9 protein-coding genes and 1 pseudogene are annotated in these 12,286 nt (G+C 42.8%); 6 read left to right on the top strand and 4 right to left on the bottom strand.

All coding sequences use genetic code 11. From position 1 onward, the window contains the following. Positions 1–67: 67 nt before the first annotated feature. Positions 68–823 (bottom strand): annotated as a pseudogene (locus tag EH243_RS08120) (IS5 family transposase); the annotation flags it as partial. Between the two features lie 753 nt (positions 824–1,576). On the opposite strand from EH243_RS08120, the gene EH243_RS08115 reads away from it, so the two are divergent. The 5 genes from EH243_RS08115 (at position 1,577) to EH243_RS08095 (ending at position 7,314) form a co-directional block, all read left to right on the top strand. Then, complete coding sequence (locus tag EH243_RS08115) at positions 1,577–2,782, top strand: M24 family metallopeptidase (RefSeq protein ID WP_241235024.1); 1,206 nt, start codon at positions 1,577–1,579, stop codon at positions 2,780–2,782. A 166-nt stretch (positions 2,783–2,948) separates the two neighbouring features. Further along, a complete protein-coding gene (locus EH243_RS08110) occupies positions 2,949–4,547 on the top strand; it encodes a BCCT family transporter (protein WP_126158149.1) in 1,599 nt (532 codons plus the stop codon). After that, the gene (locus tag EH243_RS08105; protein WP_126158148.1) at positions 4,547–5,314 is read left to right on the top strand and encodes a creatininase; all 768 of its coding nucleotides are present in this window, start codon (positions 4,547–4,549) and stop codon (positions 5,312–5,314) included. The genes EH243_RS08110 and EH243_RS08105 overlap by 1 nt, the downstream gene beginning before the upstream one ends. Before the next feature lie 180 nt (positions 5,315–5,494). Then, positions 5,495–6,040, top strand: coding sequence for an ACT domain-containing protein (locus EH243_RS08100; protein ID WP_126158147.1), 546 nt, complete (start codon positions 5,495–5,497; stop codon positions 6,038–6,040). Positions 6,041–6,054: 14 nt separating this feature from the next. Continuing rightward, a complete protein-coding gene (locus EH243_RS08095; RefSeq protein ID WP_126158146.1) occupies positions 6,055–7,314 on the top strand; it encodes an MFS transporter in 1,260 nt (419 codons plus the stop codon). On the opposite strand, the gene EH243_RS08090 is transcribed toward EH243_RS08095, so the two are convergent. Beyond that, on the bottom strand, positions 7,264–8,337 hold the full coding sequence (locus EH243_RS08090) for a LysR substrate-binding domain-containing protein (protein WP_241235029.1): 1,074 nt from the start codon (positions 8,335–8,337) through the stop codon (positions 7,264–7,266). The two genes, EH243_RS08095 and EH243_RS08090, sit on opposite strands and share 51 nt — an antisense overlap. Positions 8,338–8,399: 62 nt before the next feature. On the opposite strand from EH243_RS08090, the gene EH243_RS08085 reads away from it, so the two are divergent. Continuing rightward, positions 8,400–9,512, top strand: a complete 1,113-nt coding sequence (locus EH243_RS08085) for a GlxA family transcriptional regulator (RefSeq protein WP_126158145.1) — start codon at positions 8,400–8,402, stop codon at positions 9,510–9,512. 653 nt (positions 9,513–10,165) lie between these two features. Here the strand turns inward: EH243_RS08085 and EH243_RS08075 are convergent. Both EH243_RS08075 and EH243_RS08070 read right to left on the bottom strand, forming a co-directional pair. Continuing rightward, on the bottom strand, positions 10,166–11,554 hold the full coding sequence (locus EH243_RS08075) for a heavy metal sensor histidine kinase (protein ID WP_206441561.1): 1,389 nt from the start codon (positions 11,552–11,554) through the stop codon (positions 10,166–10,168). Continuing rightward, positions 11,541–12,233 carry a heavy metal response regulator transcription factor gene (locus EH243_RS08070; RefSeq protein ID WP_126158143.1) on the bottom strand — a complete coding sequence of 231 codons (693 nt, stop codon included), beginning with the start codon at positions 12,231–12,233 and terminating at the stop codon, positions 11,541–11,543. Before EH243_RS08070 ends, EH243_RS08075 begins: the two co-directional genes overlap by 14 nt. Between the last annotated feature and the right edge of the window lie 53 nt (positions 12,234–12,286).

Raw genomic sequence — 12,286 nt, 5'->3', positions numbered from 1 at the left:
TACAGCCAAACAGTTCTCTTATCTAACCGTCTGTATCATGATTTCCCAGAATACAGACGGATTTATCCTACGCTCTCAGCATCTGACCGACTCGTGCGATGTTCGCTAGCGTGAATAACATGGCTAATTTGCTATCGTTTTTCATCAAACCACGATAATGTGCTTTCACAAAACCAAACCGGCACTTAATAATTCTAAATGGATGCTCAACTTTGGCGCGGACGCTCGCTTTAATATATTCAGTTCGAATTTTCAGCTTATTGATTCTAGGATGCTTCTTGAGCTCACGCATTTTTCCCGGTCGCTCTGCAATGTACCAATCAGCTTCAACGTCCTGTAGTTCTGAACGCTTTTCTGCACCTCGGTATCCCGCATCAGCAAAAATAAAATCTTCGTCTCCGTGCAAGAGATTACCCGCTTGATTGAGGTCATGTTCATTGGCGGCAGTTGTGGTGTAACTGTGTGTGATTCCCGTACGGGCATCGACACCGATATGGGCTTTCAGTCCAAAATGCCATTCATTGCCTTTTTTGGTTTGATGCATCTCTGGATCACGCTCACCTGCTTTGTTCTTTGTTGAAGTCGGAGCTTCAATAATCGTTGCATCAACCAGCGTACCTTCTTTTAGAAGAACGCCCGCTTCAGTCAGCCACTGATTCACTTCCTTGAATAGCCTTCGCGTTAACCCTTTTCGTTCCAGTAGATGACGAAAGTTCATGATGGTTGTGTGGTCAGGAATGGCTTTGTCCAGAGATAATCCAGCAAACAGGCGCATGGAAGCAATTTCATATAACGCATCTTCCATTGCAGGATCACTCAGGCTTTCGATTGATTATTACAGCTTTAACGTGGCACAAGATGTCGGGGTTGGCGGAGTCCATCCCATTTCGCTAAAACTACCCGTTCCTCTTTTATATAAGAACATTGAGCAACGGGTAGTTTTTCGTTTTTTGTATTAGCCCGCCTGCGGCGGAAATAGATCCAGAATAGCTTAATACCTTCCTGCGATGCAGACTAATCACCACTGGTTTTATTCGCCCAACGGGCGGAAAGAATAATTAAAAAATGGTAAATAAGCATGTTATGCAAAAGATCAGTATTCGTAAGGACTCGCCTACTCAGTGAAAAAACGATTTGTGAACGCACAACTCGTCGACCTGATGTTGGTGCATAAACACGAGGTAAATCCATTTTTCTTCTAAGAATTCAGAAGAAAAATGGTAAATCGATCATACATTCTAGAATTGATGCCCCTCGGCTCACGCTGTGAATCTCTGATTCGTACATGTCGAAAGCTCTTAACGAAGCCGAGTTTACTCAGCGGAAGCGTGCCGTTGATGGGGGCCATTGCTTTTTACCGCCTTTTTTACAGGCTTGAATTGTGTGGCTTTTATTGTCTCTGTATTTGTAATGCTAATGCTTATATAAAAACTATTGATTTCTATTATGTTGTTTTGAGGTTTAGTGTGATCTTACAGCATTACATAGCTTGCTGAGATCGCGTTTAGAACCGTATCAGCACCCTAATGTTAACGTGTGAAATCAAAAAAAATATAAGAGGATTTTAAATATGCAGATGCCACAGACTTTGTTGATTCCTAATGGCGAAAAGGTGCAGTCTACGTTTTCTAAAGAAGAGCTCAGTGCTCGTCTTGCAAAATTACGCCGCTATATGGCCGAAAATGACTTACAGGCAGTGTTGTTTACTTCTTATCACAATATCAATTACTACAGTGATTTCGTTTACTGTCGCTTTGGTCGTGACTACGGATTAGTGGTTACTCAAGATTCTTATACTACCGTTTCTGCAAATATTGATGGTGGTCAGCCGTATCGCCGCAATCAGTTAGGGGACAACGTTGTTTATACTGATTGGCAGAAAGATAACTTCTTTTATGCACTGAAAAATTTGGTTAAAGATGGTGGTAAATTCGGTATTGAATATGACCATATGCCACTACAGAATCTGGAAAAAATGAAAGCTGCTTTTCCATCTTCTGTGTTTACGGATATTGGTGTGCCGACGATGAAAATGCGCATGATCAAGTCAGATGAAGAGATTGCCGTTATAAAAAATGGTGCGCGGGTTGCTGATATTGGTGGTGCTGCCATTCGCGATGCGATTGCCGTAGGTGTGCCTGAGTATGAAGTGGCATTAGCAGGGGTACAGGCAATGGTGCGTGAGATTGCTAAGACTTACCCTCATGGTGAGTTAATGGATACTTGGGTCTGGTTCCAGTCAGGTATCAATACTGATGGCGCACATAACCCTGTGACCAGTCGTAAAATCGAGTCGGGTGATATTCTTAGTTTGAATACTTTCCCTATGATTGCGGGATATTACACCGCACTAGAACGGACTTTGTTTAGTGAGTTTGCCTCGGATCGCCATCTTGAGTTGTGGGAGATCAACTGCAAAGTCCATCGTCGCGGATTGGAGTTAATTCGTCCGGGTGCTCGCTGTTGTGATATTGCTGCTGAGCTTAATGAAATCTTCCTTGAACATGATGTGTTGCAGTATCGGACCTTCGGTTATGGCCACTCTTTCGGCACTTTGAGTCATTACTATGGCCGTGAAGCTGGACTAGAGTTGCGAGAAGATATTGATACAGTAATTGAGCCGGGAATGGTGGTGTCTATGGAGCCAATGCTAATGCTACCAGAAGGTCTAGCTGGTGCCGGAGGCTACCGTGAGCACGATATTTTGGTTGTAGGTGAGGACAGTGTCGAAAATATCACTAAATTCCCATTCGGTCCAGAACACAATATCGTGAAAGGTTAATTTCAACAGTTGCACTCGCCCGCTGTTTAAGTCTATTTGGTTTTGTTGTATTCAGTTTGCCGTCATTGTGTCGCGCATCTGAATACCGCCTTTGTAGAACTTGGCCAGCGGGGACTCAAATAAAAATAATAGGGGTTGTTACGATCAACCCTTAGAGGTGACTTAAATGATTCTGAATAGCGGGCCAATGAAAGGGATTAATCCCTATATTGTCTTTATTTCACTTGCAGTGACTGCTGCATTCACTATGTTCACACTGGTCTCTCCTGAGTATTCTGCCTCACTGATAGATCAGACTCGTACTTTTATCACCCTATCTGCAAATGCCTGGTATGTCGGGTTGGCAGGGTTCTTTTTAGTATTTTGTCTCTGGTTAGCGTTCAGCAAGCATGGCTATATTCGTTTAGGTGACGATGATGAACGCCCTGAATTTAGTTATTTTGCTTGGTTTGCAATGCTATATGCCGCAGGTCAGGGTATCGGTATTATTTTTTGGTCTATCGCGGAGCCGATGTTTCATTTTTCTAATGGTACTCCTTTTGGTGATGCCGTGGGAACGGCAACGGCTGCTGAGGATGCAATGAAAGTAGCCTTCTTTCATTGGGGGCTTAATGCTTGGGCAATTTATTGTGTAGTAGGTATTTCTTTAGCTTTTGTCTGTTATCGCTTAAAAAAACCATTAAGTATCCGTTATACCCTTTATCCATTGATCGGCGAAAAGTGTAATGGTTGGATTGGCGTAACCGTCGATGTCATTGCCGTATTTGCGACTTTATTTGGCATAGCGACTTCTCTAGGGCTTGGAGTGCAGCAGATCAATGCGGGCCTCAATGCAATCTGGAACATCCCTCAGAATTTGAAAGTACAGCTGATTTTGATTGTTGTTATCAGTGCCTGTGCTCTAGTTTCAGTATTAACAGGCTTGAAGCGAGGCATAAAGTACCTATCAATCACCAATATGTGGCTGACATTTATCCTATTAGCTTTCTTTTTGATACTGGGGCCCACCGTTTATATCGTTAAGTTGCTTGTCAGTACAACGGTCGATTATATGGTAAACCTAGTTCCGATGAATGCTTATATCGAACCGCAAACTCAGTCTTGGGGAGATGCGGATGCGACATGGAAGAGTATGTGGCAGGGTTGGTGGACTGTATTCTATTGGGGGTGGTGGATGTCTTGGGCGCCTTTTGTTGGTGTCTTCATTGCTAGGGTTTCCCGTGGCCGTACTATCCGTGAATTTATCTTTGGTGTCGTTGGGGTATCTTCTATGCTGTCTTTTGTTTGGCTTGCAGCCTATGGAGGTACCGCTTTAAATATTGATCTTACGAGTTCTGCTGGAATTGCTGAGACCGTTAAGAGTAATGTGGCTGATGCTTTATATGCGACGATAGCGGGTATGGATACAGGTACCATCGGGTATTTGGCATCAATAGGAGGTACTTTGTTGGTATCGACTTATTTTATTACTTCATCTGATTCAGGCACATTGGTATTGACTACCATTATGAGTGAAGGTGAAGAGCACCCACTGAAGCGCCACCGTATTATGTGGGGCGTCATTCAAGGAGCAATGGCCGCAGTATTGCTGGTCACTGGTGGAAGTGCTGCTCTGAGTACCTTACAGACAGCATCGATAACTGCCGCCTTACCATTCTCAATACTAATGGTTCTTATGTGTGTCGCTCTAGCTAAAGGTGTAAGGGCAGAAACTCGTTTAAAAGAAACAACATTGCGTTTGGCAATGTCTGGAAGAGGTGCTTAATGATGGTCAGACTCGCTGATCTTGATTGGAAAACTTATGAGGCGCGTGTTGCTGGTGGAGATGCTGTAATTCTACTTCCCATCGGGGCGATTGAACAACACGGACCGCATATGTCGATGAATCCTGATGTGTTAATCCCAGAGGCAATTTCTGAAGGGGTGGCAGGGTTGCTTGAAAATGGCTTAGTGGCACATCCAATTTCATATGGCTATAAGTCTCAAGTGAAATCGGGTGGAGGTAATTTCTTTCCCGGTACGACCTGTATCGATGGAAAGACTCTGATAGACATGATTCGTGATGTTATCGTTGCTTATGCTCGGCATGGTAATCGGAAATTTGTGCTGGTGAATGGTCATTATGAAAATTCGATGTTCATCGTTGAGGGGATAGATCTTGCCCTTGAACGGTTACGCCATGATGGTATTAACGCTAATGTGATGTTGTTGTCATATTGGGATTATGTGAATAAGGACACCATTGGAAAAGTATTTCCGGATGGCTTTACCGGCTGGGATGTGGAGCATGGTGGAGTGTTAGAGACTTCTTTGATGCTACATCTTCATCCTGGTCTGGTTAATCTGGATAAGGCGGTTGATCATGAGCCAGCAACCTTTCCACCTTATGATATATTCCCTTCAGATCCGTCTTGGGTTCCTGCTAGTGGCACATTATCTTCTGCACGTAAGGCAACCGTTGAGAGTGGAAAGCTACTTTTTGATGTCTGCGTTGAGGGAATTGCTGAGAGCATCAAAGGGCAATTTTCATAATTATGATTTTTCTTTTCAGTGGTAGCAGTGAGGCCTTCTTCCTGTTACTGCTCAATTTTATTCAGTCGTAGGCATACTAAAAACTTCCGACTCCGGGAGTTTTTAAAATAATAGGCGCAAGTATACGGACAGAGCCGCTCGGCATTTATCTTTATCTGTTCGTTTTCTCGGGGGAATCTTATGGTGACTTGGTTGATATCGGTAACAGGGAAGGACCGACCCGAACAGTTATATAAATTCTGTGAAACGATAGCATTAATGGAAGGGGTTTTTCTAGACAACCGGCAGACAGTTATCGATGGACGAGTATTTGCGACGTATAAAATCTGTTTTCCTGCGCTGCATATCGTATTTATCAGGAAAATGTTTGCTGAGTTTGAGCTTAAAGGTTTAAGGGTTTTTATTTTTGATGAGCTTAGCTTAAAAGAAGCTGATCGGTCTAACAGGGGGGGGTACCTAATACTTGATTTACAGGGGCAATACCGCTTTGGCATAGATCATGATGTTCGCATGATTCTGGAATCCCATGGTGGGATTATTGAACAGTTAAACCAACACTATCTTGGTGATGCGGTCCTCGGTGAGTCACAGTTTAACTCGAGAATCAGGGCTAGGCTGAGTCGTTCGATATCTGAGGATGATTTGTTACAGGCATTGTATCGATTGTCTCCTAGTTTAAGTATTCAGCTGAACGTTTTTGAAACAGCTAATGTCTTGGCTTGTTAAAAGGAGTTCAGCACATGATTGAACTGGCAGTACTCTGTGCGGCTTACTCTATCAGTTTATTCTATCGAGGAATGTTGGCAGTGATTGCTCCAGAGTTGTCGACTGAGTTATTGCTGAATGAAAGCCAATTAGGATTACTGTCATCAGCTTTTTTTATTAGCTTTGCTGTCGCCCAAATTCCCTGCGGTATTGCGTTGGACCGCTTCGGAGGGCGTGTAACGATTGCGTCTTGTTTGTGGTTTGCAGTATCGGGGGCCCTCTTACTGAGCTTTACCGAAAGTTATTATTGGGCATTACTGGGCCAACTGTTAATAGGGCTGGGTTGTGCTCCTGTATTTACCGGAGCAATGCTGTTTATCGGGCGTTGTTTTGAAGCTTCACGGTTTGGATATATTGCTGCGCTGGTGATCACCATCGGCAGTATTGGTGATTTGCTGGGCACTATGCCTCTCGCTATGCTGGCCGAAACTATTGGCTGGCGAGATTCGATGCGATTGATTGCCATGCTAACGGCATTAGTGGCCCTGCTGTGCTGTTATCGTCTGAGTAGTGATAAACCTACGCATAATTTTGAATCACCTTTAACGATGATAACAGGCATGTTCAGCATTCTTCGGATCAAGGAGCTGTGGTTGTTGTTCCCCATGTTTTTGTTTAGTTATGCCGTACTCATGACGATTCGGGGTGTTTGGAGTGGTCCTTACCTGGCTGATCTTTACCACTCAGGAGCAGCGGAACGAGGTAAAGTATTGATGGCCATGTCTCTCGCTATGGCTTTGGGAACCTTTATGCTGGGGTGGTTCGATCGTCGTTTTAAGAATACAAAAGCGGTGGTGATGGTTAGTGCTTTACTAGCCGTTTTGCCTTTAATCTCCTTGTCTATTTATCCCGAGACCAGTGTCTGGTTGGCGATGTGCTCTTTTGTGCTTCTTGGTTTATTTGGTTTTAATTATCCATTATTGATGTCTCATTCACGTACTTTCTTGTTGCCTCAGTATATGGGGCGAGGCATGGCAGTACTGACGGCGGTGAGTATTGCTGGGGTTGCATTGGTACAAGCGGTGAGTGGTTTGTTATTGGATCGGGCTGGTCGAGCGGAACTGATGTCAGCAGAGCAATATCGATTACTGTTTATCATGTTAGCGGTAATGCTGCTGTCAGCTACGCTGATTTATGGTTTCAGCCGTCGTAACGGAAAAGCAGATCAGCCAGTAACGAGGATATTAGCGGGAAGAAAGGAAACTATTATTTGTAGCAGAGGATATCTGAAGTGATGACGGGTAATCCGTACTATGCTTTAGTCCGCGTCTCAAAAAGTCGAGTAGCAGTGTTGCTGCTGGGGATAGGCTATTGGAGTCGTAATTAAAACCTATCGTCACTTTTTCTAATTCTGGGAGGTGATTATTGGTCTGTTCAGTCTGAAAAATTTCAGGGATGGTGTTGAGAACCAGAGCACTGATACCTAATCCTGCTTTGATTGCTGATTGAATACCTAATAGGCTTGACGAACAATAGAGCACTCGCCAAGGAATACCCGCTTTGTTTAACGCCTGTGTTATATGTTTACGGTAAAGGCAGCCTTCAGGATACAGCACTAAGGGTATTGGCTGACCCTTATTTAGATTAAAACTGGGGTCGGCAATCCAGGATAGATCCTCGACAATATAATCACTTTCAGCAAATTGGTGACCCTGATATTCATCCATCGACATCACTATATCATAAGAGCCTTTTTTATAGCTTTCACGTAGGTTTACGCTGATATCAGATGTGACGTCGAGGGTTACATCAGGGTGAGCTTTACAAAACTGTGATAGTAAGACGGGTATGAATGACGCTTCAAAATCATTGGGTGTGCCTAGTCGAACAATACCACTAACTGAGGGGCTTGATAGTTGTGAAACAATAGCATCATTCATATCAAGAATTTTACGGGCAGAGCTATATAGCAAGTGTCCATCTTCTGTGAGTTTTAAACCACCTACCCGGTTAAAGAGCTGAGTATCCAACAATTCTTCCAGTCGTTTCACTTGCAAGCTGATGGCTGGTTGTGAACGGCCTAATAGCTCACCAGCCTGAGTGAAACCTCCATGGTCATTGATAGTAGTAAAAGTGCGTAGTAAATCCATGGGAAGGTTTTTCATGACAGTAGACCATCGTTTTATTGTTGTTTGTGGCGTATCTAAACATACCTTCAAGTCATAAGTAATGCAAATGATGCTATTAAAACTATTGGCTAGACTAATGATGACGGTCTTTCTAATATTTATCTTCTGTGAGTGATAGTGGCGCTTCATCTTTTTCACTATCGGTATCTAGACGATACACAATCTAACTGGTTTTGATCAGGAGAATAATAATGCAAAAAAATATTGATTATACCGATGGCGCACGAAGCGTTTTACAAAATCATATCAAACCAGCGTCGCAGGAAAGTAAGAAGCATTTTAGTCATTTTTTGCAAAAAACAAACAAGGCTTTTTTGCCCGGATCAAACGTGGCATTAGCAATAAAACGGGTCGTTTTTATTCTGCCAGAAAATTTTTCTCTCATGTCTTATGCTGCTGCTGTGGATACTTTGGTTACAGCGAATCTTGTACACAGTGATCGCTTATTTGATGTTTCTACCTACGGTATTCAATCTGAAAAAGTTAAAAGTGATTTAGGTATCGAAATTTCAACTGATGGGTGTTTAGCCGTACTACAAAAACCGTTTCTAAATGAATTCCATCTGATTATTGTTTGTGGCGGCTACCGGTGTTCAACATCAGAAAATAAACTTCTTAGTAGCGTATTGAAAGCGGCGGCAAAGAGTAAAACGATGTTTGCTGGTATCTGGAATGGCGCTATTTCATTCGCTTATGCTGGGCTGATGGATGATGCCCGATGTGCACTTCATCCAGATAATCATGCCTTTATGCGAGAACGCTTTCAGAAAGTTGCAGTCACTGAAAATACTCTAGAGACAGAATCCAAAATTGTTACTAGTGCAGGTCCAGCTAGCGCCCTAACGATGATGTTACAACTGATTAAACAACTACAGGGGAGGGAAATTATGCGGGCTGTCAGAGATATTCTCAGTTGTGATCAGGCAGAAGATAACTGCGTTAATCAGCTTACGGGTATGACTTATCCCGTCATGCCGGATAATCTTCGACATATTATTCAACTCATGAAGGCAAATATTGAAGACCCCTTGAGTATTGATGAACTGGCAGACTGTCTCGGAATTTCAAGACGACAGATAGAAAGGCTTGTTCGAACCCATCTGAATACATCGCCCTCTCGTTATTACTTAGAGCTACGTATCACGTACGCCCGTCGCTTATTATTACAAAGCAGTGAAAGCATTACCAATATTGCATTGGCCTGTGGTTTTGTTACTTCAAGTCATTTCAGCAATTGTTTCAAAGATTATTTCGGTTCGTCACCCATTCAAATTAGAGAGAATTTCAGAAGAAGCTTAAATTAAGGTAATCAACTCAGAATGGATACAGCGCTAGTTCGTCTGCTAAGAACCGCTGTTGAACAGACCTCTGAAGATGATGGTAATCCCCCCGAAAAATAATAGTGCTCAAAAGTAAAATTTTCTCGTAATCCATACGCAGGAGGTTCTGCATGAAAAAGTCACGTTATACCGATAGCTAAATCATGGCGATCCTAAAGCAAACCGAAGCGGGTACGCCAGTACCCGAACTCTGTCGTGAACACGGAATGAGCTCAGCCTCATTTTGATGATTTCAATTTACGATGAGATCTTCCGGTATTACTTTTCAATGACTTAGGAAGAGCTTAAACATTAAGGTTTTTAAAAATGTAGGCTTAAGATGAGATCTTCTTAAGTAAGAAGCATTAGAACAAAACAGGTCTGATATATAAATATTAACAATTACTAATAATATACCATAAATAATAAATCTGGCAAGATTTAGCATATCGCCGTTGCATGAGAGAGGATAATGGTGACTTCAAGCTGGAAGTTGAAAGGCTGCCTAGCTAGGCGGCTTTTTTCGTTTAACACTAAAGTAGTCGCGCTCTATGTGGGAGCCCAGATGAGCTGGATAGTTTGCCCAGCAGCAGTTGGGTATTTCATATACGTATATCTTGCATCCAGACTGGGTTTACTCACATCGGTAATGAAGCACATAAAATGACTGTATTGCTATTAGAGCGAGCAATAATATTACCTCCGTGCGATTCAATAATAGATTTAGTAATCGCCAACCCAAGTCCTACTCCTTCGCTCTGTTGTTGGCGAGAAGGGTCTACCCGGTAAAATCGATCGAATAACCTAGATAAATGTTCTGAAGGAATATCATCACTGCTCGGGTTTATTATAGAAATACTCGCTATATTATTAGTAGTTTCAAGCCTGACGAGAATATTTTTACCCTGAGGGGTGTGCCTAATAGCATTGGACAGGAGGTTAGAAAAGGCGCGTCTTAATAACGACCGATCTCCCATTATGTTGGTTTTTTGCCCTTCTACGATCAGTGAAATTTTCTTTTCTTCTGCCAGTACTTCGAAAAAATCTAATAGCACAACAATCTCTTCTTTTAAGTCTAATTGTTCCATTACAGGCTTGACTAGATCATTATCACATTTAGCTAACCACAGCATATCCCCGACCATTTTGGTTAAACGCTCAAGCTCCTCTAAGTTGGAATAGATAAGCTCTTTGTAGGTGTCTGGTTCTCTAGTTTTACTAAGTGTTACTTGAGTTTGAGTGATCAGGTTGGTAAGTGGGGTTCGTAATTCGTGGGCAATATCTGATGAAAAGTGTGATAGGCGCTCAAATCCTTCTTCCAGTCGGCCAATCATATAATTGAAGGACTGTGTTAGCTCCTGTAATTCAATGGGCACAGTTACCAAGTCGATACGTACATTGAGGTGGTTAGTTTCAATTTCACGCATGCTGTTACTTAAACCACGAAGTGGTAAAAGTCCCTGTCTAATACCTAACCAGGTAATGAGTACAGTCGCTATGCTGGTTCCGAGCATGATGAACCATAAAGTCTCACGGAATTCATTGAGAAACTTCAAATGAAACCCCATATCCACGGCTGCGGTAACGCGAAAAGAAATGCCGTTTTCAGATATCGTGATGATGGCACCACGGTAAGTTACTCCATCACTTTTCCAAGTGCGCAAATTATCAGTATCGATATTTTGGCTTGGTTGAAAAGATTCAGTTGTTTGAGTGAAATCTGTGTTATTGGAGCGAAATAGCAGAGGTATTTGGCGACTCCTCACTTGATAATAGACACTATGATGACCTGAAACCGCCTGGGATAACGCCTTTTCTAACTGGATTGCATCGTTCGATTGCTTTAGAACCGTTTCTATTGATTGAGTAATGACTTCTAGCTCAGCCGCATCTTGTTCAAGAAAATGGTGATTGACCGATGATATGACCAGCGAAGCGGTAAGGAAAAGACCTAATCCTATGGCGATGCTGGCAAATAGCAGTACTCGTAGAGTAAGTGATCTCAGGCGAATTTTACGTACAAGCATCATCATCCTCTACATCAAGTTTGTAGCCCATACCACGAACTGTGTGAATAAGTTTGAGTTCAAAATCATCATCGACCTTTGCTCGCAACCTGCGAATTGCCACATCGATTACATTCGTATCGCTATCAAAATTCATGTCCCATACTTCTGAAGCAATGATAGTACGGGGCAATACTTCACTCTGGCGGCGTACTAATAATTCCAGCAACGCAAACTCTTTCTGACTTAGTGGTATTTTTTTACCGGAACGCGTAGCTCGGCGACGAGGTAAGTCGAGTATAAGATCGGCGATGGTTAGTTCGATTGTTGCGCTAGATGTGGCGCCACGACGCAATAAGGTACGAACCCTGGCTAGCAGCTCAGGAAAGGCAAAAGGTTTGACGAGATAGTCATCAGCGCCGAGCTCTAATCCTTTAACGCGATCATCAACGCTATCGCGAGCAGTGAGGAATAAGACTGGTGTTTGATGTCCCGCTTCGCGAAACGACTTAAGAATTCGCCATCCGTCAACATCAGGCAGCATCACGTCGAGAATGATGATATCAAATCGCTCCGTCATAGCGAGATGATATCCATCGAGACCATTTCGCGCCAATGTGATCAGGAACCCTGCTTCTGTCAGCCCTTGGTGCAGATAATCACCGGTTTTAGTTTCGTCTTCTACCACTAAAAGTTTCACGGCTTTGCTCCTGTCTTAATATAGTCATTAGTGTAACGGATGCATACTCACAG

The organism is Amphritea opalescens (assembly GCF_003957515.1).
Classification (GTDB): domain Bacteria; phylum Pseudomonadota; class Gammaproteobacteria; order Pseudomonadales; family Balneatricaceae; genus Amphritea; species Amphritea opalescens.
This window is presented reverse-complemented; position numbering and strand designations above follow the sequence as displayed.

Bases quoted from the DNA above. Each gene is read 5' to 3' on its own strand.
- EH243_RS08115 (WP_241235024.1), top strand. From the start codon at position 1,577: ATGCCACAGACTTTGTTGATTCCTAATGGCGAAAAGGTGCAGTCTACG.
- EH243_RS08110 (WP_126158149.1), top strand. From the start codon at position 2,949: ATGATTCTGAATAGCGGGCCAATGAAAGGGATTAATCCCTATATTGTC.
- EH243_RS08105 (WP_126158148.1), top strand. From the start codon at position 4,547: ATGATGGTCAGACTCGCTGATCTTGATTGGAAAACTTATGAGGCGCGT.
- EH243_RS08100 (WP_126158147.1), top strand. From the start codon at position 5,495: ATGGTGACTTGGTTGATATCGGTAACAGGGAAGGACCGACCCGAACAG.
- EH243_RS08095 (WP_126158146.1), top strand. From the start codon at position 6,055: ATGATTGAACTGGCAGTACTCTGTGCGGCTTACTCTATCAGTTTATTC.
- EH243_RS08090 (WP_241235029.1), bottom strand. From the start codon at position 8,337: ATGAAGCGCCACTATCACTCACAGAAGATAAATATTAGAAAGACCGTC.
- EH243_RS08085 (WP_126158145.1), top strand. From the start codon at position 8,400: ATGCAAAAAAATATTGATTATACCGATGGCGCACGAAGCGTTTTACAA.
- EH243_RS08075 (WP_206441561.1), bottom strand. From the start codon at position 11,554: ATGCTTGTACGTAAAATTCGCCTGAGATCACTTACTCTACGAGTACTG.